Raw genomic sequence first — 21,432 nt, forward strand, 5'->3', positions numbered from 1 at the left:
GAACGAATTGGGACACTCCTCGCCCAACAAAAGATGTCGTCCCGGCCTAGTGCGCAATTGCGCACTAGGCCGGGACGACATTGCAATGCTTGGTTAGCGCCTAGCGGCCCTCACCCGTACACAAACTCCCCGCCATCCAGATCCGTCTTCGGGATCTCGTCCTTTTCGGTCCAGTAGTCCTGGCTGTGCTGCCATTCCGACTTGTCGCCGCGCTTGGGCAGCAGGTCCATGTTGCGCATCATGTAGCCAGGATTGAAGTTTTCCGGATCGATCCAGGGCAGGATCGGCATGTTGTGGTCTTCGGCGCGCAAGCTCACCTCGACCTTCTTCTTCCCTTTGGCCTTCATGTGACCGAGCAGACGGCAGACGAAGTCGGCGACGAGGTCGACGCGCAGCGTCCAGCTGGCGCGGAAATAGCCGAACACCCAGACCATGTTCGGCACGCCCGTGAACATCATGCCGCGATAGGTGACGGTGTCGCCGAAGGCGAGCGGCTTGCCGTCGACCTCGAAGGCGATGTCGCCGAGCGCCGCGAGATTGAAGCCGGTTGCGGTGACGATGATGTCGGCTTCGAGCAGCTTGCCGGATTTGAGCTGGATACCGTTCTCGACGAAACATTCGATCTCGTCGGTGACGACGGACGCCTTGCCGCTGGCGATGCCCTTGAACAGATCGGCATCGGGCACGAAGGCGATGCGCTGCCGCCATGGCCGGTAGCTCGGCGTGAAATGGGTGTCGACATCGTACTCCGGACCGAGCACCGCGCTGATCTGGCCGATCAGCTCCTTTTTCACCTGCTCGGGTTTTGACAAGCAAAGCTTGGTGAACGCATCCTGCTCGAACAGGATCTTTCGCCGGACAATCTCGTGGATCCAGGCCTCGTCGACCTGCAGCCGGCGCAGCTCCTCCGCGATCTCGATGGCGTTGCGGCCGAGACGGAAATAGGTCGGCGAACGCTGCAGCATCGTGACATGCGCGCATTTGTCGGCAATGTTCGGCACCAGCGTCGCCGCCGTCGCGCCGGAGCCGATCACGACGACCTTCTTGTTCGCGAGGTCGATATCATCAGGCCAGGTCTGCGGATGAACGATGCGGCCCTTGAAGCGATCGGTACCTTTCCATTCCGGCGTATAGCCTTCCGAATGGCGGTAATAGCCCTGGCACATCCAGAGGAAGTTCGCCGTGAAAGTTTTTGGCTCGCCGGTGTCGGTCGTCACCGCCTCGATGGTCCAGAGGTTCTGCTCGCTCGACCAGCTCGCCGAATTGATCCTGTGCTTGTAGCGGATATGCCGCGCGATATCGTTTTCGTCGATCACCTCGTTCATGTAGGCGAGGATTTCGTCGGCGGTGGCGATCGGCGGCCCGACCCAGGGCTTGAACCTATAACCGAAGGTGTGGAGATCGCTGTCGGAGCGGATGCCGGGATAGCGATGTGTGGTCCACGTGCCGCCGAACGTCGCCTGCGTTTCCAGGATGACGAAGCTCGCACCGGGAAGCTGCTTGGTCATGTGATAGGCGCTGCCGATGCCCGAGATACCGGCGCCGACGATCAGCACGTCGAAATGTTCAGAAGCCTGTTTGGCCGTGGCGTGACTGCGAACAGCGACATTCATTGTTGCTTCTATGCCTTGCTTGTTTTGTGGCCGCCCTTGATTGGGCGACGCGTTTCCTCTGCAACGGACGTGGTCGCCCAGCGCGCTTCCGCTTCAAGATGACATAGATCAGGACGCGGTCAAATCACAGCGTCGCACCCCAGCTCCGCGCAGTCTGCAATATCCAGTCGCGATAGAGCGTGAGCGGCGTGACTCCGGTCAGCCCGCCGCAGCCGGCCGCTCCGTTCGGCCCCGTGGACCAGCTGATCACGCCGACGAGCACGGCTCCGGCCGGTTTGTCCTCGAACACGGGACCGCCGGAATCACCGGTGCAGGCGCCAATTCCGTCGCGAACACCGTTGGTTACGGGGTCGACCAACCGGATCTGGAGCGTGCCGGGCTGCCCCGTCGCAACGAGGCCGGCAACACGCGTCGCGCCGCCACTCTTGCCGTCGCCACGCACGGTGACGCCGATACCGGCGATGACGAAGCGGCTGCCGACCTGGATCGGAATATTCGGCGCCCCGACCGGCACGGTCGATTTTCCCTTGAGTGGAATTTCCAGTTGCAGCAGCGCCAGGTCGGCGGTAGCGCGATGCGCTTGCATCGCCTGTATGCTGAAACTCGGATGGATCGCGACGGTGCGGACATTCAGCAGTTGCGGCTGCCCGTCAGTGCCGCGATCGACGATCTTGTAGTCCGCGCCGGGCTGCACGCAGTGGGCAACGGTGAGCACCAGCCTTGACGCAACCAGGGTGCCGGTACAGAAATTGCCGCGCGAGCCGACGATGGTGACGACGGCGCGCGCGACGCCATCGGCCTGCGGCGTGCCGCCACCAACGATGGCATAAGCGGGCGTGGCGAGCAGCAGCGCCGCTGTAATGATCGTTGCAAGCTTTTTCATGGGAACACGCTTCGGCATCGGTGACGGCGGCGGGATGGCTTCGGACTGGCCCTTGCCGATAGCGCATGCTAGCGCTCTTGGAAAGGAATTGACGAGGGCGGGATCTTGACGATCGAGGCTGTGATCTTTGATTTTGGCGGCGTGCTGACGAGTTCGCCGTTCGAGGCGTTCACGCGGTTCGAGACAGAGCGTGGCCTGCCCATCGACATCATCCGGCGCACCAATGCCGCCAATCATCTGGAAAATGCCTGGGCCAAGTTCGAGCGCGCCGAGGTCGATATCGACACGTTCGATCATTTGTTCGCAACGGAGTCGCTGGCGCTCGGCGCGGAGGTGCGCGGCCGCGATGTGCTCCCGCTGCTTCAGGGGGACCTGCGCCCTGAGATGGTCGAAGCGCTGAAGCGTATCAAGGCGCAATTCAAGACCGGCTGCATTACCAACAATCTGCCGGCCAATGCGATCGGCAGCATGACCGGCCGCTCACTCTATGTCGCCGAGGTGATGGTGCTGTTCGACCATGTCATCGAGTCCGCCAAGATCGGCCTGCGCAAGCCCGACCCGCGCATTTATCAGCTGATGGTCGAGACACTGAAGGTTGATCCGAAGAATTGCGTCTATCTCGACGATCTCGGCGTCAATCTGAAGCCGGCCCGCGAGATGGGCATGACGACGATCAAGGTCACCAGCGGCGCCCAGGCGATCGCCGAGCTCGAGGCCGCGACGGGATTGAAGCTGGGCTAGAGCGTCATTCTCCGTCATTGCGAGCGCAGCGAAGCAGTCCAGACTGCCGCCGCTGAAAGACTCTGGATTGCTTCGCTGCGCTCGCAATGACGATTGTGGCGAGCTATCGCCGAACCAGACCTACTCCGTCGCGCCTGCAATCCGCTCCGGAAACGCAGCGGCAAGTGACGCGCGATCGGCTTTCAACACGCCTCGCTCGGTGATGAGGCCGGTGACGAGCCGCGCCGGGGTCACGTCGAAGGCATAATTCGCGACCGGCGAGCCCTCCGGCACGATGCGTACCGTCTCAAGCCTTCCATCTGCGGTGCGGCCGGTCATGTCGGTGACCTCCTTGCCGCTGCGCTGCTCGATCGGGATGTCGCGGACGCCGTCATCAACGGCAAAATCGATCGTCGGCGACGGCAGCGCGACATAGAACGGCACGTTATTGTCGTGAGCGGCGAGCGCCTTCAAATATGTGCCGATCTTGTTGCAGACGTCGCCATTGGCGGCAACGCGATCGGTGCCGACGATGGCGAGATCGACCATGCCGTGCTGCATCAGATGCCCGCCGGTGTTGTCCGGTATGACCGTATGCGCCACGCCGTGATGGCCGAGCTCCCAGGCCGTGAGTGAGGCGCCCTGGTTGCGCGGACGCGTCTCGTCGACCCAGACATGGACCTTGATGCCGCGCTCGTACGCGAGATAGATCGGCGCCGTCGCCGTGCCCCAATCGACGGTCGCAAGCCAGCCGGCATTGCAATGGGTCAGCAAATTGACCGTCTCGCCCGGCTTCTTCCTTGCGACGATCGCCTCGATGAGTTTCAGGCCGTTGCCGGCGATGCCGCGGTTGATCTCGACGTCCTGCTCGACGATCTCGTCGGCGCGCGCATAGGCAGCTTCGGCCCGCTCCAGCGGATCGATCGGCGCGAGGCTCGCGCGCATCTCGTCCAGGGCCCATTTCAGATTGATCGCCGTCGGCCGCGCCACCACGAGCGTGTCGTAGGCACGCTTCAGGCCGGCGTCGGAGGCGTCCTCGCGCATCGCCAGCGCCATGCCGTAGGCTGCGGTCGCGCCGATCAGCGGCGCACCGCGCACCAGCATCTCGCGGATGGCGAGGGCCGCGTCCTCGCATGAGGTCAGCTTCGCAACGATGAACTCGTGCGGCAGCCGGCGCTGGTCGATCGCTCCGACCGACCAGCCGTCGCGCTCGCGCCAGATGCTACGGAAATGCTTGCCGTCGACCTTCATGGCATTCTGCCTTTCGTATCACGTCCGCAAAATGCGCCCGGCCACCGCATCGAGCTTCTTCAGGAGCTCGGGATCGCGCGCCTCGGGCGCAGTGATCAGCGCGGTATCGAGCGCGCGGTCCGAGCCGATCGGGCACGGCTCATGCTCGCGCGGGAAGTCTTTCGCCAGCCGCGCCACCAGCGCTTTTGCCTTGTCGGCGTTCGAGCTCAGAACGCGGATGATGTCCTGCACGGTGACGGCGTCGTGATCGGGATGCCAGCAATCGAAATCCGTCACCATCGCGACGGTGGCGTAGCAAAGCTCGGCCTCACGCGCGAGTTTCGCCTCGGGCATGTTGGTCATGCCGATCACGGAATAACCAAGCGTCTTGTAGGTCGTGCTTTCCGCATAGGTCGAGAATTGCGGTCCCTCCATGCAGACATAGGTGCCGCCGCGCGCAAACGCGATGCCCTCGGCTTCGGCCGCCGTGGCAAGATGGATGCGCAGCCGCGGCGAGACCGGGTGCGCCATCGACACATGCGCGACGCATCCCCTCCCGAAGAACGAGCTCTCGCGTTTGTGGGTACGATCGACGAACTGGTCGACGAGAACGAAGGTTCCCGGCGGCAGTTCCTCCCTGAACGAGCCGCAGGCCGACAGCGAGATCAGGTCGGTGACGCCGGCGCGCTTGAGGACGTCGATGTTGGCGCGATAGTTGATGTCGGAGGGCGACAGCCGGTGGCCCTTGTCGTGGCGCGGCAGGAACACGATCGGCAAGCCGGCGATGGAGCCGCGCCGCAGCGGCGCCGACGGCTCACCCCAGGGGCTTTTGATCACCTCTTCGCGAGCGTCCTCCAGCCCCGGCAGATCGTAGATGCCGGAGCCGCCGATGATGCCCAATACCGCCTGCGTCATACCTGCTCCACCCCGTTCGCGCCTTCGCAATCCCGTGGGGAAGCTATGCCAGTTTTACGTCGGTTTTGGAACGGGTGATGGGGTCAGGAAGTGCCGTCAGGAGGATGCGCGCCAGCGCGCCTGATTATGCCGCGGCCGCCGACTGCAGCTGGGTCGCGACCATACGCTCCAGCGTCTCGACCGACTGGAAGTTCTCCGGTGTGATCTCGGACTGGGGAATCGTGAAGTCGAACTCGGCTTCGACGCCGAGCATCAGATTGACCATGTCCATCGAGGTCAGGCCGACGTCGACGAGCTTGGCCTGCGGCGTGACCTCGGCGGAGAGCGAGTTCTGGGCGAGGATGCCCTTCACCAGCTTGATGATGCGATTGCGCAACTCGGTATCGAAAGCCTGCATCGGTAAATTCCCATCTGTCGACAAAGGTCGGACTGGTTGCCGGCTACGATGGGCACGGCGGGCCGATCCCGCAATGGACACCACCATTACTTCGCGTTTCTTAGTAAACGATGACTCAGATTGTCTGGATTTCCGGCTTCTTACAGATCCCTAACGCGATCGCGGGAATCCGGACGATGCAAACAACCCGAACTTAACTGTTCGTTCGGAATTGGGCTTTGTTTACCCTCTATTTCATCGACGAATTTGAATTAAATCCGTAGCCTCATCTCATAAGCAAAGATGGTCGAAGGATCGCTCAAGCGGCATCGCGAATGATGCCGGCGATCCTGAACGGCAAACCGGAGGCGGACGAGTATGAACGTGCGTGAAGCAGTCCTCACTGTCGACGAGACGCAGACGAGCTTTCTCGAGCATGGTCCCTCCCTCGTCGAACGCGCCGCCCGGACCGCCACCGTGGCGGCAGCCGACGCCGACGGGGTCGATCGCGATGCCCGCTTCCCTCACAAGGCTTTCGAGGTTGCGCGTGAGCAGAAGCTGCTCGGCGTCATGATCCCGGCCGAGTTCGGCGGCTTCGGTGCCTCGATCCACGACGTCACCGATGTCTGCTACACGCTCGGACGCGCCTGCGCCTCCACGGCGATGATCTACGCCATGCACACGACAAAGGTCGCCTGCGTCGTCAGGCACGGCCACGGCATCCCCTGGATGGAAACCATGATGCGCCGGGTCGCGCGCGACCAGTGGCTGCTCGCCTCCTCCACCACCGAAGGCCAGAACGGCGGAAACATCCGCGCTAGCGCCGCCGCCGTCGACGTCGTCGGCGACACCGTCTCGCTGCTGCGCGACGCCACCGTGATCTCCTACGGCGCCGAGGCCGACGGCCTCGTGACTATTGCCCGCCGCGCCACCGACGCTTCTGCGTCCGATCAGGTTCTTCTGGCGCTCGCCAGGGACGATTATTCGCTGAAGCGGACGCTGGGCTGGGAAACGCTCGGCATGCGCGGCACCTGCTCGACCGGTTTCGAGCTGAAGGTCGACTGCCCGACCGACCGCGTCTTCCCGGAATCCTACGACAAGATCCACGCCCAGACCATGACGCCGTTCGCGCATCTGTGCTGGTCCTCGGCCTGGGCTGGTATCGCTGCAGCTGCCGTCACCCGTGCGCAGGCCTTCGTTCGCAAGGCGGCCCGCACCTCAGGCGGCCAGATGCCGCCGGCGGCCGCGCATTTCACCGCCGCCAAGATGTCGCTGGCCAAGCTGCGGGCGCTGATATCAGCCAATATCGACGCCTTTGCTCGCGCCGAGCACGACGAACGCGCGCTCGGCTCGCTCGACTTCCAGTCTTCGATCACGCTTCTGAAGGTGCAGGCCTCGGAGCTCGCGGTCGAGACCGTGATGCATGCGATGCGCACCGCAGGCCTTTCCGGCTACCGCAACGACGGTGAGTTCACCATGGGCCGCCACCTGCGCGACGTGCTGTCGTCGCCGATCATGATCAACAACGACCGCATTCTGGCCAATGCCGCAACATCGACCCTGATGAGCGGCGTGCCATTGAGCCTTCACGACTGACGTCCTTTTCCTAACTGACGCGCCTTGGCGACCAAACCAACAAGAACAATTTTGAGATAGCAGGACATCGAACCATGAACATTGCCGTCCTCCCCAATTCGCCCGAGACCGCCCCGCAAATCGCGGATCCGCTCGATCATCTCGCCGACAAGCTGTTCCATCCCATGGGCTCGGACGGCGTCTACGCCCGCACCGCGCTTTATGAAGGCATCGTCGAAAAGCTCGCCGCGCTGATCACGAGCCATCGTGAGGCCGGCACCGAGGTGATGCGCTTCCCGCCGGTGATGAGCCGTTCACAGCTCGAGAAGTCCGGGTATCTCAAGAGCTTTCCGAACCTGCTCGGTTGCGTCTGCGGCCTGCACGGCACCGAGCGCGAGATCAACGCCGCGGTCAGCCGCTTCGATGCCGGCGGTGACTGGACCAGCTCGCTCTCGCCGGCAGACCTCGTGCTGTCGCCGGCGGCCTGCTATCCCGTCTATCCGATCGCGGCGAGCCGCGGCCAGTTGCCGAAAGGCGGCCTGCGCTTCGACGTCGCCGCCGACTGCTTCCGCCGCGAGCCGTCAAAACATCTCGACCGGCTGCAATCGTTCCGGATGCGGGAATATGTCTGCATCGGCAGCCCCGACGACGTCGCCGATTTCCGCGAGCGCTGGATGGTGCGCGCGCAGGCGATTGCGACCGATCTCGGTCTCACCTTCCGCGTCGATTATGCCAGCGATCCGTTCTTCGGCCGCGTCGGTCAGATGAAGGCGGTGAGCCAAAAGCAGCAGCAGCTCAAGTTCGAACTGCTGATCCCGCTGCGCTCGGAAGAGCAGCCGACGGCCTGCATGAGCTTCAATTATCACCGCGAGCATTTCGGCACGACCTGGGATATCAAGGACGCCAATGGCGAGCCGGCCCACACCGGCTGCGTCGCCTTCGGCATGGACCGCCTGGCTGTCGCCATGTTCCACACCCACGGCACCGATCCTTCCGCTTGGCCCGCCAAGGTGCGGGAGATCATGGGCCTGCAGCCGCAGATCGCGGCCGATGCCCACGGCGAAGGCTGGCGCTAACGGAACGAGGCCGGCCATTTCCACGGGAAAGACGAGCGTGATCCATACCAAGGTCCGATGCCGCGAGATCACCGAGTCCGACCTCGATGCGGTCGCGGACTTGCTGACGCGCGGCTTCGTCGGCCGCTCGCGCGGCTACTGGATCCAGGGCCTGCGCCGGCAGGCCTTCCGACCGGTACCGGAAGGCTATCCGCGCTTCGGCTATATGCTCGACAATGACGGCACGCCGGTCGGCGTGCTGCTGCTGATCTACACGGCGCGGAGGGACGGCGATGAGACCGCCATCCAGTGCAATTTGTCGAGCTGGTATGTCGACCCGGCCTACCGCAACTACGCCCCGCTCCTGACCAAGATCGCGCAGCGCCACAAGGACGTCACCTATCTCAACATCAGCCCGGCGCCGTGGACCTGGCCGATCATCGAGACGCAGGGCTTTCGCGCCTATTGCCGTGGCATCTTCTTCTCGGTGCCAGCGCTGGCGCGCGTCCCACGCTGGAGCAAGATCGAGGTCATCTCGCAGCACGCCAAGACGATCGACGGGCTTTCCGATGCCGAGACCGATCTCTTGACGCGGCATGCGCGCTACAATTGCCTCAGCCTCGTCTGCCGCACGCCGAAGGGAACGTTCCCCTTCATCCTGCAACCGGTGCGCATCCGCCGTGGCATCATTGCGCCGCCCGCGATGAAGCTGATCTACTGCCGCAACGCGGCCGAATACACCGAATGCGCAGGCCGCATCGGCCGGCTGCTGCTGCGGCTCGGCAAGATCGCGGTCGCCGTCGATTCCAACGGCCCGGTTTCCGGCCTCGTCGGCATCTACACCGAGCGTCGCGGCCGCAAATATTTCAAGGGACCACACCGGCCGCAGCTCGCCGATCTCACGGATACGGAACTCGTGCTGTACGGGCCGTAGGCCCCATTTGGGCCGGACATTCGATGTCATCCGGGCCTAACGCGCCATTGCGCAGGTCGACCGGCGCGACGGTACCTTGCCCCCTTCACATTGGCAGCATCCCTGCATCGCCGGTCACCCTCCGTAAACTAAGGCGCTTAAGGGAATTTTCCCGCCTCTTCGCTAGCCTCGGCGGCTGAATTACATCGCGTTAAGTCTATTGCCCGCCGAGACCCGCCGCCCCATGACGTCGATCCGCGACAACGAGCTTGATGCACGCCGCGAGCAGGGCCCGAAGGCCTTGGTCGGGCTGAGCCAGCTTGCGCTCGACCACATGGAGCAAGGCGTCTGCGTCTACGATGCCGGCAACCGGATCGTGCTGGTCAATCAGCGCTACCTCAGCCTGTTCAACATGTCGGCCGAAATCGTGCGGGTCGGCACGAGCTACCGTGACGTGCTCGCCCACAGCGTGGCCCTCGGCAACATCCCTGCGGGGGAAGTCGACGCACTCTATGCCGCCCGCATGACGCGGATCGCAGCCGGCCAGCCGTTCCGGACTCAGCAGACGCTCGCGAGCGGCCTGGTCATGGCGCTCGAGCTAAAACCGCTTCCCGGCGGCGGCTGGATGACGATCTGCGACGACGTCAGCCGACTCGCCCGGGTCGAGGCGGAGCTGCGCGTGCAGACCGAGCGCAGCCAGCACGCGCTCGCCAACATGGCGCACGGATTGATCATGTACGACGCCGACAGCCGCGTCGTCGTCTGCAACGAACGTTTCCTGAAGCTCTACAACCTCGACCCGGAAATCGTGAAGCCGGGCGTCTCGCATTGTACGGTCATCGAGCATTGGATGTCGCGCGGCAACCTGCCGGGGATGTCGGCCGACGAATTCCACGACACCAGGCTGGAGGACGTGCGCACCGGGAAGGCGAAAAACCTGCTGGTGATGCGCTATGACGGACGGATGGTGCAGGTGGCTTCCCGTTTTCTGCCCGACGGCGGCTGGGTGACCGTGCACGAAGACGTCACCGAGCGGCTGCAATACGAGGAGATGCTGAGGCAGCAGAACTTCATGCTCGATGCGGCGCTGGAGAACATGGCGCACGGACTCGCCTTCTACGACAGCGAGATGCGCCTGCGCGTCTGCAACACCACCTACCGGAAGATCTATCGGCTCTCGCCGGAGGAAGCCAAGCCAGGGACGCATCTCGGCGAACTGATCGAACGCTCGATGGCAAACGGCGCGTTCTCTTCCGAGTATAGTCCGCAACAACTCCTGGAAGCCGCCAGCGCAAGGATCGCCGACCGCAACTCCTCGCCGATACGCCGGCGGATGTCGAACGACACTACGATCTCGGTGCGCTATTGCGCCTTGGCCGAGGGTGGTTTTGTGGCCACCTACGAGGACATCACCGAGCGCGAGCACGCAGTCGAGGAGCTGAGCGAGCAGTATCGGCGCTTCGACGCGGCCCTGAACAACATGAGCCAGGGCCTGTGTATGCTCGATTCGAGCTTGCGCGTCATTGTCTGCAATCGGCGCTACATCGAGATGTACGGATTGTCACCCGAATTGGTGAAGCCGGGTGTGTCGATGCGCGAGATCATGGAGCACAGCTGCGAGCTCGGCATCCATCCAAACACCACCGCCGCGCGGCTCTATGCCGACTATGTCGAGAGGCTGCGCGAGGGCGAGCACACACTGCACCGCTATTTGGGCGACGGCCGCATCATCAAGCTCAATCACAAGCGAATGGAGCATGGCGGTTGGGTCGTCACCTATGAGGATGTCACCGAACGCCACAAGGCCCAGGCCCGCGTGGCGCACATGGCGCGGCACGATTCACTCACCGACCTGCCCAACCGCACGCTGTTCCGCGAGAAGATGGGCGAGGGACTGAACCAGGTCGCGATCGCCGGCGGCGCGATGGCCGTGCTGTGCTTCGACCTCGACAATTTCAAGACCGTCAACGATCGCCTCGGCCACGCGGCCGGCGACCGGCTGTTGCGCTGGGTCGCGGCGCAACTGAAGGAGAATGTCGGCGAGCACGACACCGTCGCGCGGCTCGGTGGCGACGAGTTCGCGGTTCTCCAGCGCGGGCCGCAGCCGCAATCGGCGGAAAGGCTCGCGCGCCGCCTGGTCGAGATCATCGGTCACCCGCCGCCGCTGGAGCACCAGTCGATGCATGTTGGCGTCTCCGTCGGCATCGCAATCGCGCCCGATCATGGGCTCGACGCCGACGAGCTGATGAAATGCGCCGACCTCGCGCTGTACCAGGCCAAGGCCAAGGGGCGCGGCGCCTATCAGCTGTTCGAGCCCGAAATGGAGAAAGAGGCTCGCAGCCGGCACGCGCTCGAGCACGATCTGCGCGGCGCGCTGGAGGCCCGTGAATTCCACCTGGCATTCCAGCCGCAGGTGCGGCTCGACACCACCGAACTTACCGGCTTCGAGGCGCTGCTGCGCTGGAAACATCCCTCGCGCGGCCTCGTCTCACCGGCGGAATTCATTCCGATTGCGGAAGAGAACGGCCTGATCGTTCCGATCGGCGAGTGGGTGCTGCGCACGGCCTGCACGACCGCCGCGACATGGCCCGATCTCACCGTCGCCGTGAACCTGTCGCCGGTGCAATTCCGCTCGCGCGGGCTGGTGACGATGGTGACGAGCGCGCTTGCGGAGGCCGGCCTGCCACCGCATCGGCTCGAGCTCGAGCTCACCGAGACGGCGCTGCTCGACGACAGTGAATCGACGATCGAGATCCTGCACCAACTCCGCGCGTTGGGGGTGCGCGTCAGCCTCGACGATTTCGGCGTCGGCTATTCTTCGCTGAGCTATTTGCGCAGATTTCCGTTCGACCGCATCAAGATCGACCGCTCCTTCGTCGGCACGATCAGTGAAAGCCCGGAGAGTGTGGCGATCGTCCGCACCATCGCCAGCCTCGGCTCGGTGCTCGGCGTCGAGACCACGGCGGAGGGTGTGGAGACGATTGAACAACTCGACTTCGTCCGCGAATGCGGCTGCACCGCCGTGCAGGGATATTATTTCGGCAAGCCCTCCCCGGCCGCGGAGGTCGGACGCGTGATCGAGACGCTGAGCGCAGTACGCCGCGTGGCGTAAGGGCCCCACCGAAGGCAAATTCCGTATCTCGGCACGCCTTCAAACGACCAATTGTCGCACGTGCGCTTTTCGGCGGGATCACCGTATCGCGCCCGCGCAATGCGCTTTTCTTCTCCCATGAATTCGGGGACAATCCCGTCATAACAATGAGAAACGGCGGCCCGAACCAGGCCACCGCGAGGGAGGAGTTTCGATGTCGCGATACGGGCTGAAGACAATCGCCTTTGCCGCCATGCATGCCGCTGTGAGCGCGCTGCTCGCAACCGCCGCCGGTGCGCAGGATTATCCCACCAAACCGGTGACGCTGATCGTGCCATGGCCCGCCGGCGGATCGACCGACATCTCGATGCGCGCGATCGCCGACAGTGCGTCTAAGGTCCTGGGGCAGCCGATCGTGATCGACAACAAGGCCGGCGGCGGCGGCACTGTTGGACCTGCCACCATGGCCGCAGCTGCGAAGCCGGACGGCTACACCATCTCACAGCTTCCGATCACCGTCTTCCGCCTGCCCCTGATGCAGGAGGTGTCCTGGGATCCGGCGAAGGACTTCACCTATATCGTTCACCTCACCGGCTACACCTTCGGCGTAACCACCAGCGCCGAGTCGCAATTCAAGTCCTGGAAAGACGTGGTCGAGTTCGCGAAGGCAAATCCGGGCAAGGTGACCTACGCGACGCCGGGCACAGGCACCTCGCTTCATATTGGCATGGAGCAAATCGCCGCGATGTCCGGCATCAAGCTCACGCAGGTGCCGTTCAAGGGCGGGGCGGAGACCAACGCCGCGGTACTCGGCCAACACACCATGCTGCAGGCCGACTCCACCGGTTGGCGGCCCTTGGTTGACGCCGGTAAGCTGAAGCTTCTCATGGTGTGGACCGGCGCGCGATCGCCGAATTATCCTGACGTGCCAACGCTGAAGGAACTCGGCTATCCCATGGTCTATGATTCCCCGTTCGGCATCGCCGGCCCCAAGGGCATGGATCCCAAGATCGTCGCCAAGCTGCACGACGCCTTCAAGAAGGCGGTCGAGGACCCCGCGGTGATCGCCACGCTCGCCAAATACGACATGGTGCCGAGCTACAAGAATACCGAGGACTACAAAAAGTTCGTCGTCGAGGTCACGGAGTCAGAGCGCAAGGTGATCGACACGCTCGGGCTTGCGAAGAAGTAGGATTGAGCCACTTTCGTGTCCCGGATCTGCAGCACACCGCGTCGCGCTGCGTAGCGTCCGGGGCACGACCGAGAGGGTATCGATGAACGACCAAACCACCGTCAAACTCCGTTTCAACAACTCCGAACTCTGGGGCGGCTTGATCGGGCTCGCGCTGGGCGGCTTCGTGATCTGGCAGGGCGTTAGGCTCAAGCTCGGCACCATCAACGATCCCGGTTCCGGCTACGTACTGTTCTACACGGGCATCCTGATGTGCGTGTTCGCGGCCAGCATTATCATCTCGGCCATCACCGAGGGCGGGCCAACGCTGGCTTCGCGCTGGGACAATGTGGGCTGGAGCAAGCCGCTTCTCGTCATCGCCTGCCTCACTGCGTTCTCCTTTGCCCTCGAGCCGCTGGGATTCCTGCTGTCATCGATTCCGCTCATGTTGCTTTTGCTGCGCTTGATCGATCCCGTGCGTTGGACGCTGGCGATCCCGATCGCCGCGCTGGTGCCGCTCGGAATGTGGTGGGTACTCAAGCGGCTGCTGCTGATCCAGCTACCCTCGGGCCTGTTCGGGATCGGTTGATCGCATGGATACGCTCGTCAACGTCGCGCACGGGTTTGGCGTCGCGCTCCTGCCGATCAACCTGCTCTACTGTTTCATCGGCGTCTTCATCGGTACGCTGGTCGGTGTACTGCCAGGCATCGGGCCGATCTCGGCGATGTCTCTGTTGCTTCCGGTGACACTGTCAGGAACGCCGGAATCCGGCATCATCATGATGGCGGGGATCTATTACGGCTCGATGTATGGTGGCTCGACCACTTCGATCCTGGTCAATATCCCGGGCGAGGCGGCTTCAGTCGTGACCTGTATTGACGGCCACCAGATGGCGAAGCAGGGCCGTGCCGGCCCTGCGCTGGGCATCTCCGCCTTCGGCTCCTTCATCGCCGGCACATTTTCGCTCGTTGCGCTGATGCTGGTGGCACCTCGGCTCGCCAACATCGCCATCGCGTTTGGCCCTGCCGAATATTTTAGCCTGATGGTGCTCGGCCTCATCGTGCTCACGTTCCTCACTCAGGGATCAATGCCGAAGGCGCTCCTGATGGCATGTATCGGCGTCGTGCTCGGACTGATCGGCCTCGACAGCATCACGGCGCAGCCGCGGCTGACGTTCGGCCGCATGGAGCTGATCGACGGCATCGGACTCGTGCCCGTCGTGATGGGCCTGTTCGGCGTCGCCGAGGTGCTGCTCAATACCGAGCAGGCGATCAAGCGCGATATCATCAACGCCAGGATCACGCAGTTGCTGCCCAGCAAGGCCGATTGGCAGGCGAGCGCCGGCCCGGTGGCTCGCGGCACGTTCCTCGGCTTCCTGCTCGGCATTCTCCCGGGCGGCGGCGCCGTGGTCGCCTCGTTCGCGTCCTATGCCTTGGAGAAGCGGCTGTCGAAAACGCCGGAGCGTTTCGGCCATGGCGCGATCGAGGGCGTAGCGGGTCCCGAATCCGCCAACAACGCGGCGGCCGGAGGCGCTTTCATTCCGCTGATGACCTTGGGCATCCCCCCGAACGTGGTAATGGCGCTACTGCTCGGCGCCTTCGTCATCCATGGCCTGCAACCGGGGCCGCTGCTGATCACGCAGAACCCCGGCCTGTTCTGGGGCATCGTCGCCAGCATGTATATCGGCAACGTCATGCTGCTGATCCTCAATTTGCCGCTGATCGGCATGTGGGTGCAGCTGCTCAAGCTGCCCTACAATATCCTGTTCCCGCTGATCATCCTGTTCACTATCCTGGGCGTCTATTGCTCGAGCAACAACGTGTTCGACGTCTATGTGATGATCGCGTTCGGCATCATCGGTTATTTCATGCGCAAGCTCGGCTTCGAGCCCGCGCCGCTGGTGCTGGCGTTCGTGCTGGGACCGATGATGGAGAACAATCTGCGCAAGTCGCTGATCCTGTCGCAGGGCGACCTCTGGACCTTCGTGCAGCGCCCGATCTCGGCAGCGTGTCTGGCGCTCGCGCTGGTGCTGCTGATAGCGCCGTTATTGCCCGCGTTGCGCAAGAAGCGCGAGCTCGTGGCGCTGGATGAGGGCGCGTGAGGGTTTGGCAGGGTGTCTCAGCTTGCCGCGGGCAGCACGCTATCCGGCGGCGCGCCCCAGGGGCGGTCGGCTGAGGCGAGCCCGATCAGGCGGCCCTGGATGTAGTCGCAGCCCCAGTCGCGCAGCATGTTCGCAGCTTCTTCGTCCTGCACCCATTCGGCCACCGTCTTGATGTCGAGGCGGCGAGCGAGGTCGATCAAGGTCTGCACGAAGGCGCGGTCGTCGGCGGAGCGAGTGATGTTCTGCACGAACGCGCCGTCGATCTTCACGATGTCCACGCCGAGCTTGCGCAGATTACGGAACGAGGTGTAGCCGGCACCGAAATCGTCGATGGCGATGCGACTGCCGAAATTCTTCAGCCGGGTGACGAAGCCGCGCACGTCGTCGATGTCCTGGATCGCGACGGTTTCGGTGATCTCGACGATCAGCCGCTCGGCGACGCCGGGATGGGCGCGCATGAGCGATTCGATTCCGGCCCACCAATCCGGATCCATGGTGGTGTCCGGCGAGATGTTGAGGCTGAGGCAGATGTCGGGCGCGGCGGCGAGTTCGGCGACCACGAGCTCGAGCACGCGGTGATCGACCAGGCGGATCAGGCCGAGCCGTTCCGCGACCGGCACGATGTCGGGCGCGAGCAGCACCTGGCCGTCGCCCTGGTCCATCCGCACCAGGCATTCGTGAAAAGCGCACTCGCGCGAGAGGGCGGCAACCACCGGCTCATAGGCGAGCTTGATGCGGCGCTCATTCAATGCGGTGACGATCTCGTCGGTGACGCGGATGTTGACGCGGCGCTGGGCGTCGCGCGCGGCATCCGGGCGCCAGGCTGCGAACGAGCCGACTCGGCGTTGTTTCGCGGTGTCCAGGGTCTCGTGGGCGCGATTGACGGCTTCATCGGTGTTGCGGGCATAGCGCGGCACGCTGACCGCGCCGATCGAGGCGGTGACCGACACCGGGCCGGATTTGGTCGGCACCACCTCGTCGCGGATGCCGGCGAGGAAGCGCTCGGCGGCGACGTTCATGTCGTCGACGGTGCAGTTCTTCAGGATCAGGCCGAACTTGTTGCCGGAGAAGCGGCCGAGCACGTCGCCCCCGCGCAAGCGCGCGCGAATGCGCGTGGCGACGTCGAGGATCACGGCGTCGGCAACGTCGAAGCCGAAGGCTTCGTTGACACGCGCGAGATGATCGATGCCGACCAGCATGAAGGCCGCGGTCGAGCGGAAACGGGTCGTCTCCTCGATGGCCTCGGCCAGCGCGGCGATCAGATGCGAGCGATTGAGCTCGCCGGTCAGCGGATCAAGCCGGGCGAGCTTCGTCAGTTCCTCGTCGCGGGCATGACGTTCATTGTTGATGCGGACGGAGCCGATCGCACGCACGGGGCGGCCGTCGGGGCCGGCGAACCACCGGCCGGTCTCCTCGATCCAGACCATGGGATCGGCGGCGCTCATGCGCACGCCGTACTCGACCCGATAGGGCGTGCCGTCGGCGCCATGCACGGCTGAGGTCTGCGCCAGCGCGGCGGTCCGCAGCGATTGCGCGGGCTCGATCAGCTTTGCGAATTCGGCGCCGGTGGCCAGCCGTTCGGTGGGAATCCCGGGGAAGATGGCGCCGACCTGCTCACCCCAGACGATGGCATCGCTGGCGATGTCCCAGGCGAACACGGCTTGGCCGAGGGCAGCCAGGATGTCGGAGGCTTGCGGCAATGCGGGGGTCAAAATCGCCTCGTTTCGGGACAGCGGGGAGTCCTGAGTCGGCACAGGATAAAGCCAGATTCGCCATTGACCCTAGGCAAAGTTGATAAACAATTTGGAAACCACGTTTGTTCTCGTGCAGGAACCAAACCGGCCCGTCCGGCATAGGCCTTGCGAGTACATCACACGCACCGGCGCCAGCGTCTCGAAACGCGACAATCCAGGCCGGGTCAACGGTGATCGCGATGTTGAGTACTGATCAAGTGGACGTGGCGGACAACGGCACAGGCTCGGCTGTGGTGCCGCTGATGCCGGTTTTGCAGTGGGTCCACAAGGCACCGCTGCCGCGCCCCGATCCGAGCTTCGTCGCCCAGCTCATCGCCAATGCCGAGCACCTGCCCCAGGCGAGCCGACTTCGCCGCGTGTCTTCCGAGGATGCGCAGGTCGCCTATGGCAGCAAGCGCCCGCTTCCGAGCGTGACCGCGCGCACGCGCCAGGTGGCTTGAATCAGCGCGGCGCGTCGGGAGACGGCTGGGTGCCGTTGCCCGGCTGCAAATGCGGCGAGGGAATTTCCGGCGAGGGCGTACTCACAGGCTTCGGCGCGGGATGATCCATCAGTACGGATTCGGCGACCGATTGCGCGGAAGGCGCGGATGCGGGCGGCGCAACGACCGGCTCGAACTTGGGCTCGAACGTCCCTTCATCCGCCGGCGTCTCGGCCTGGCGCCTGGCCTTGCGAGGCGCCGGCACTGTCGTTTCGGCGACATAAGCGACGCGGCGGCGGGTGCGCTGGGCGATGCCGCCGAGGAAATCGGCCATCGCCAGCAGCACCAGAAGGAAATAGGTGGAGTTGCCGAATTTGGGCCACATCACGAATTCGGCCGCAGCCGCGCCGAACACAATCAGCGACAGCAAATGATCCATCAGGAATTTCGACCCGGGCCGCGCGCCCTTGACCACCTCGAGCAGCAGCAGCACGACACCTAGCGCGAGCATCACGTCGGCAAGCGTGACCGGCCAGGCTTCGCCCGTGATCATCGGCACCCTGAACAGCACGTCCGTAAAGGACACGCTGGGCATCAGGAAGGCGATGATGTTGTAGACCGCAAGCGGGATCAGGAGCAGCGGGAAACCGACCATCGGCGAAATGCCTTCTCGATCAAGAAATCCAGACAGGACAATGCGGCGGCGAAGCATTCGCTCCGCCGCCGTCACTGTCATATCTCATGGATTGGCCGAAATCAGGCAGGCGAAATCATCCTGCCTGGGAAAGGTCCTGAATTCAGGACTCTTTCTTCTTCAGGACCTGACGGCCCTTGTACATGCCGGTCTTGAGGTCGAGATGATGCGGACGACGGAGCTCGCCGGAGTCCTTGTCTTCCACATAGGTCGGCTTCTTGATGGCGTCAGCCGAGCGGCGCATGCCGCGGCGCGACGGCGAGGTTTTTCTTCTCGGAACGGCCATTTCAGTATCCTCTAGGGATTGGTGTCATCAGGGCATCGTCCGCGAGGGGACGGCTCAGCACCCGCAAACCGAGGCGAGCTGAATGCCGGTCAAGGCCGGGCTTATAGAGGAAGGCCTGCCTTAAATCTAGGGCTCTGGGCCGGAAAATGCGCCCGAAAAGGACCGGAAATCAGCGGTTCTCCCGCCAGCAGGTCGAAAGCGAGCTGGCCTGCGCCCTCGCCACATAGGTCCCGGCCAGCCGCCGGACGCCCGGTCCCGGCGTCCTGGCGCTGCGTTTGACCGGATTCGGCAGGATCGAGGCCAGAAGCGCCGCCTCCCGGGGGGAGAGGTTCGCCGCCGATTTGCCGAAGGCATAGGCGCTGCCCGCCTCGGCCCCAAACTGGCCCTGTGGTCCCAGCTCAGCGATGTTGAGGTAAATCTCCAGGATCCGTGCCTTGGGCAGCACGAGATCGATCCACAGCGCCAGCGGGAATTCCAGCGCCTTGCGGACGAAGTCCCGCCCCTGCCAGAGGAACAGGTTTTTCGCCACCTGCTGGGTGATGGTGGAAGCGCCCCGGAACGGGGTCCCGTCCTCCCGGGCATCGTCGACCGCCTCACGCAGCGCCCCCCAGTCGATACCGTGATGCTTGCAGAAATGGGCGTCCTCGGCCGCCACCGCCGAGCGTGGCAGCGAGGGCGACATCGCCGCCAGATCGATCCATTCCCGCTGCATCGGCGCACCCCGAAGCGAGCGCCACATCATCAGCGTCGAAACGGGATGGCCGGCGCGGTAGAACGGCGCGACGACATAGGGCGCGAGAACCGCGACCGCGAGCACCAGGAGAAGGATTTTGACGACGCGCAAATCAACCTTTCCGGCGCAGAACGAAACGCGGCCACGGGCCCGGCATTAAGTCTGTGATAATTCGGGCCTTTTCCAGCACTTTTTAGGCCTTCCAAACGATTGACTGAGGCGGGCGCATAAAGGATTGTCCCGCCGAATTTTAGTTCTGGAGCCCTTCTTGATGACCGGCACGTCCCCGTCCGATTTCGCCAAACGTCTGGACAAGACCGCTGATGACACCGAGGCGCTGCTCGGGCGCCTGCTGTCGGACGACATCCTGCCCGATGAGATCGCCCGGCCCAAGCGACTGATGGACGCAATGCGCTATTCGAGCCTCAACGGCGGCAAGCGCCTGCGGCCCTTCCTGGTGGTCGAGAGCGCGGCCGTGTTCGGCGTGCCGCGCGAAGCCGCGCTGCTCGTCGGTGCGGCGCTCGAATGCATCCACTGCTATTCCCTGATCCACGACGATCTGCCGGCGATGGACAATTCGGACCTGCGCCGCGGCCGCCCAACCCTGCACAAGAAGACCGACGACGCGACCGCGATCCTCGCCGGTGACGGCCTCCTGACGCTCGCCTTCGACATCATCACCCGCGACGAGATCCATCGCGACGCCAATGTGAGGCTTTTGCTGACCCGCGCACTGGCGCGCTGCGCCGGCATCGGCGGCATGGTCGGCGGCCAGATTCTCGACCTTGCCGGCGAAGGCCGCTTTGGCGGCAATGAGCCGATCGACGTCGCCCGCATTCAGCAGATGAAGACCGGCGCGCTGCTGCGCTACGGCTGCATCGCCGGCGCGATCCTCGGCCAGGCCTCGCAAAAGGAATATCAGGCGCTCGACGATTACGGCCGCGCGCTCGGTGAAGCCTTCCAGATCGCCGACGATCTGCTCGACGTCGAAGGCGATGCCGCCGCGCTCGGCAAGCCTGCCGGCGCCGATGCAGCTCTCGGCAAGACCACCTTTGTCACCCAGCTCGGCATCGAAGGCGCCAAGCAGCGCGTGCGCGACCTGCTCGCGCGCGCCGACAGCGCGGTCTCGATTTTCGGCGATCGCTCCGCCGTGTTGCAAGCGGCTGCGCGGTTCGTGGCCGAACGGAAGAGCTGATAGCGCGATGGCGGGCGGCAACAAGGAAGACCCCGCCCTCGCCCGCTTTCGCAAGATGTCGCGGCCGATGCGGCTGATTTATGCGCGTCCGCGGACGTTCATGTCGCTTGCCGTTGGTATTCTCGTCTGCCTGCTCATCCCGGGTTCGCACCGGCTGGTCACGCGGCTTCTGTTCGGCTGGGATGCGTTGATCGCCGTTTATCTGGTGCTGGTCTACGCGATGATGCTGTGCAACGACCACCAGCACATCCGCCGCGCCGCAGCGATGCAGGACGACGGTCGTTTCGTGATCCTGCTGGTGACGGCGATCGGCGCCTTCGCCAGCATCGCCGCGATCGTCTCCGAGCTTGGGACGCCGCATCGCGGCGTCCTGGAGCTGAGCATCGCAATCACCACCATCGTATTGTCATGGGCCGCCGTGCACACGATCTTCGCGCTGCATTACGCGCATGATTATTACCGGCACGCCACGCCGGGCGGCCTTCAGTTTCCCAGCGGCGACAAGGAAGACCACGCGGATTATTGGGACTTCGTCTACTTCTCGTTCGTGATCGGCATGACCGCGCAGGTCTCCGATGTCGGCATCTCCGACAAGACCATCCGCCGCACCGCCACCGCACACGGCATCGTCTCATTCATCTACAATACGGCCTTGCTGGCGCTGACCGTCAACATCGCGGCCAGCGCGATCTCGACCTGAACTCACT

20 protein-coding genes are annotated in these 21,432 nt (G+C 64.0%); 11 read left to right on the forward strand and 9 right to left on the reverse strand.

Annotated elements, in window-relative coordinates; genetic code table 11:
• Positions 1 to 110: 110 nt before the first annotated feature.
• Together IVB40_RS34090 and IVB40_RS34095 are read right to left on the reverse strand one after the other, a co-directional pair.
• On the reverse strand, positions 111 to 1,613 hold the full coding sequence (locus IVB40_RS34090) for an NAD(P)/FAD-dependent oxidoreductase (RefSeq protein ID WP_247817630.1): 1,503 nt from the start codon (positions 1,611 to 1,613) through the stop codon (positions 111 to 113).
• A 124-nt stretch (positions 1,614 to 1,737) separates the two neighbouring features.
• Entirely contained in the window at positions 1,738 to 2,496 is a 759-nt protein-coding gene (locus tag IVB40_RS34095; RefSeq protein ID WP_247817631.1) for a trypsin-like serine protease, read from the reverse strand.
• A 105-nt stretch (positions 2,497 to 2,601) separates the two neighbouring features.
• On the opposite strand from IVB40_RS34095, the gene IVB40_RS34100 reads away from it, so the two are divergent.
• A complete protein-coding gene (locus IVB40_RS34100; protein WP_027514539.1) occupies positions 2,602 to 3,237 on the forward strand; it encodes an HAD-IA family hydrolase in 636 nt (211 codons plus the stop codon).
• A 120-nt stretch (positions 3,238 to 3,357) separates the two neighbouring features.
• On the opposite strand, the gene mtnA is transcribed toward IVB40_RS34100, so the two are convergent.
• The 3 genes from mtnA to IVB40_RS34115 all read right to left on the reverse strand — a co-directional run bounded on the left by mtnA (position 3,358) and on the right by IVB40_RS34115 (position 5,758).
• A complete protein-coding gene (gene mtnA / locus IVB40_RS34105; RefSeq protein ID WP_247817632.1) occupies positions 3,358 to 4,467 on the reverse strand; it encodes an S-methyl-5-thioribose-1-phosphate isomerase in 1,110 nt (369 codons plus the stop codon).
• Between the two features lie 18 nt (positions 4,468 to 4,485).
• Positions 4,486 to 5,361 (reverse strand): S-methyl-5'-thioadenosine phosphorylase, encoded by an 876-nt coding sequence (locus IVB40_RS34110; RefSeq protein ID WP_247357528.1) that lies wholly within the window; start codon positions 5,359 to 5,361, stop codon positions 4,486 to 4,488.
• A gap of 124 nt (positions 5,362 to 5,485) precedes the next feature.
• Positions 5,486 to 5,758, reverse strand: coding sequence for a phosphopantetheine-binding protein (locus tag IVB40_RS34115; RefSeq protein ID WP_027566007.1), 273 nt, complete (start codon positions 5,756 to 5,758; stop codon positions 5,486 to 5,488).
• A 357-nt stretch (positions 5,759 to 6,115) separates the two neighbouring features.
• On the opposite strand from IVB40_RS34115, the gene IVB40_RS34120 reads away from it, so the two are divergent.
• The 7 genes from IVB40_RS34120 to IVB40_RS34150 all read left to right on the forward strand — a co-directional run bounded on the left by IVB40_RS34120 (position 6,116) and on the right by IVB40_RS34150 (position 15,644).
• The gene (locus IVB40_RS34120; RefSeq protein WP_247357526.1) at positions 6,116 to 7,333 is read left to right on the forward strand and encodes an acyl-CoA dehydrogenase family protein; all 1,218 of its coding nucleotides are present in this window, start codon (positions 6,116 to 6,118) and stop codon (positions 7,331 to 7,333) included.
• A gap of 74 nt (positions 7,334 to 7,407) precedes the next feature.
• Entirely contained in the window at positions 7,408 to 8,388 is a 981-nt protein-coding gene (locus IVB40_RS34125; RefSeq protein ID WP_027566009.1) for an amino acid--[acyl-carrier-protein] ligase, read from the forward strand.
• A gap of 37 nt (positions 8,389 to 8,425) precedes the next feature.
• The gene (locus IVB40_RS34130) at positions 8,426 to 9,301 is read left to right on the forward strand and encodes an acyl-CoA acyltransferase (protein ID WP_247817633.1); all 876 of its coding nucleotides are present in this window, start codon (positions 8,426 to 8,428) and stop codon (positions 9,299 to 9,301) included.
• A gap of 223 nt (positions 9,302 to 9,524) precedes the next feature.
• Entirely contained in the window at positions 9,525 to 12,392 is a 2,868-nt protein-coding gene (locus IVB40_RS34135) for a PAS-domain containing protein (protein WP_247817634.1), read from the forward strand.
• 193 nt (positions 12,393 to 12,585) lie between these two features.
• Positions 12,586 to 13,563 (forward strand): tripartite tricarboxylate transporter substrate binding protein, encoded by a 978-nt coding sequence (locus tag IVB40_RS34140; RefSeq protein ID WP_027566012.1) that lies wholly within the window; start codon positions 12,586 to 12,588, stop codon positions 13,561 to 13,563.
• A gap of 82 nt (positions 13,564 to 13,645) precedes the next feature.
• A complete protein-coding gene (locus IVB40_RS34145) occupies positions 13,646 to 14,131 on the forward strand; it encodes a tripartite tricarboxylate transporter TctB family protein (RefSeq protein ID WP_247817635.1) in 486 nt (161 codons plus the stop codon).
• Positions 14,132 to 14,135: 4 nt separating this feature from the next.
• Complete coding sequence (locus IVB40_RS34150) at positions 14,136 to 15,644, forward strand: tripartite tricarboxylate transporter permease (protein ID WP_027566014.1); 1,509 nt, start codon at positions 14,136 to 14,138, stop codon at positions 15,642 to 15,644.
• Between the two features lie 17 nt (positions 15,645 to 15,661).
• Here the strand turns inward: IVB40_RS34150 and IVB40_RS34155 are convergent, their stop codons facing one another.
• A complete protein-coding gene (locus tag IVB40_RS34155; protein ID WP_247426578.1) occupies positions 15,662 to 17,356 on the reverse strand; it encodes a bifunctional diguanylate cyclase/phosphodiesterase in 1,695 nt (564 codons plus the stop codon).
• A 221-nt stretch (positions 17,357 to 17,577) separates the two neighbouring features.
• Here IVB40_RS34155 and IVB40_RS34160 point away from each other — a divergent pair, with 221 nt between their 5' ends.
• Positions 17,578 to 17,838 (forward strand): hypothetical protein, encoded by a 261-nt coding sequence (locus IVB40_RS34160; RefSeq protein ID WP_247285467.1) that lies wholly within the window; start codon positions 17,578 to 17,580, stop codon positions 17,836 to 17,838.
• Between the two features lies 1 nt (position 17,839).
• Here the strand turns inward: IVB40_RS34160 and IVB40_RS34165 are convergent, their stop codons facing one another.
• The 3 genes from IVB40_RS34165 to mtgA form a co-directional block, all read right to left on the reverse strand.
• A complete protein-coding gene (locus tag IVB40_RS34165) occupies positions 17,840 to 18,472 on the reverse strand; it encodes a hypothetical protein (protein WP_247817636.1) in 633 nt (210 codons plus the stop codon).
• Positions 18,473 to 18,614: 142 nt separating this feature from the next.
• Entirely contained in the window at positions 18,615 to 18,797 is a 183-nt protein-coding gene (gene rpmF / locus IVB40_RS34170; RefSeq protein WP_007598106.1) for a 50S ribosomal protein L32, read from the reverse strand.
• Positions 18,798 to 18,966: 169 nt separating this feature from the next.
• Entirely contained in the window at positions 18,967 to 19,641 is a 675-nt protein-coding gene (mtgA, locus tag IVB40_RS34175) for a monofunctional biosynthetic peptidoglycan transglycosylase (RefSeq protein ID WP_247817637.1), read from the reverse strand.
• A gap of 160 nt (positions 19,642 to 19,801) precedes the next feature.
• Here mtgA and IVB40_RS34180 point away from each other — a divergent pair, with 160 nt between their 5' ends.
• Positions 19,802 to 20,725 (forward strand): polyprenyl synthetase family protein, encoded by a 924-nt coding sequence (locus IVB40_RS34180; RefSeq protein WP_247817638.1) that lies wholly within the window; start codon positions 19,802 to 19,804, stop codon positions 20,723 to 20,725.
• 7 nt (positions 20,726 to 20,732) lie between these two features.
• Complete coding sequence (locus IVB40_RS34185) at positions 20,733 to 21,425, forward strand: DUF1345 domain-containing protein (protein ID WP_027566020.1); 693 nt, start codon at positions 20,733 to 20,735, stop codon at positions 21,423 to 21,425.
• Positions 21,426 to 21,432 lie beyond the last annotated feature (7 nt).

It is taken from the genome of Bradyrhizobium sp. 40 (assembly GCF_023100925.1).
GTDB lineage: Bacteria > Pseudomonadota > Alphaproteobacteria > Rhizobiales > Xanthobacteraceae > Bradyrhizobium.

What these genes read in the sequence shown, in the direction of transcription:
- IVB40_RS34090 (WP_247817630.1), bottom strand. Translation starts at nt 1,613, where the DNA reads ATGAATGTCGCTGTTCGCAGTCACGCCACGGCCAAACAGGCTTCTGAA.
- IVB40_RS34095 (WP_247817631.1), bottom strand. Translation starts at nt 2,496, where the DNA reads ATGAAAAAGCTTGCAACGATCATTACAGCGGCGCTGCTGCTCGCCACG.
- mtnA (WP_247817632.1), bottom strand. Translation starts at nt 4,467, where the DNA reads ATGAAGGTCGACGGCAAGCATTTCCGTAGCATCTGGCGCGAGCGCGAC.
- IVB40_RS34110 (WP_247357528.1), bottom strand. Translation starts at nt 5,361, where the DNA reads ATGACGCAGGCGGTATTGGGCATCATCGGCGGCTCCGGCATCTACGAT.
- IVB40_RS34115 (WP_027566007.1), bottom strand. Translation starts at nt 5,758, where the DNA reads ATGCAGGCTTTCGATACCGAGTTGCGCAATCGCATCATCAAGCTGGTG.
- IVB40_RS34120 (WP_247357526.1), top strand. Translation starts at nt 6,116, where the DNA reads ATGAACGTGCGTGAAGCAGTCCTCACTGTCGACGAGACGCAGACGAGC.
- IVB40_RS34125 (WP_027566009.1), top strand. Translation starts at nt 7,408, where the DNA reads ATGAACATTGCCGTCCTCCCCAATTCGCCCGAGACCGCCCCGCAAATC.
- IVB40_RS34135 (WP_247817634.1), top strand. Translation starts at nt 9,525, where the DNA reads ATGACGTCGATCCGCGACAACGAGCTTGATGCACGCCGCGAGCAGGGC.
- IVB40_RS34140 (WP_027566012.1), top strand. Translation starts at nt 12,586, where the DNA reads ATGTCGCGATACGGGCTGAAGACAATCGCCTTTGCCGCCATGCATGCC.
- IVB40_RS34145 (WP_247817635.1), top strand. Translation starts at nt 13,646, where the DNA reads ATGAACGACCAAACCACCGTCAAACTCCGTTTCAACAACTCCGAACTC.
- IVB40_RS34150 (WP_027566014.1), top strand. Translation starts at nt 14,136, where the DNA reads ATGGATACGCTCGTCAACGTCGCGCACGGGTTTGGCGTCGCGCTCCTG.
- IVB40_RS34160 (WP_247285467.1), top strand. Translation starts at nt 17,578, where the DNA reads ATGTTGAGTACTGATCAAGTGGACGTGGCGGACAACGGCACAGGCTCG.
- IVB40_RS34165 (WP_247817636.1), bottom strand. Translation starts at nt 18,472, where the DNA reads ATGGTCGGTTTCCCGCTGCTCCTGATCCCGCTTGCGGTCTACAACATC.
- rpmF (WP_007598106.1), bottom strand. Translation starts at nt 18,797, where the DNA reads ATGGCCGTTCCGAGAAGAAAAACCTCGCCGTCGCGCCGCGGCATGCGC.
- IVB40_RS34180 (WP_247817638.1), top strand. Translation starts at nt 19,802, where the DNA reads ATGACCGGCACGTCCCCGTCCGATTTCGCCAAACGTCTGGACAAGACC.
- IVB40_RS34185 (WP_027566020.1), top strand. Translation starts at nt 20,733, where the DNA reads ATGGCGGGCGGCAACAAGGAAGACCCCGCCCTCGCCCGCTTTCGCAAG.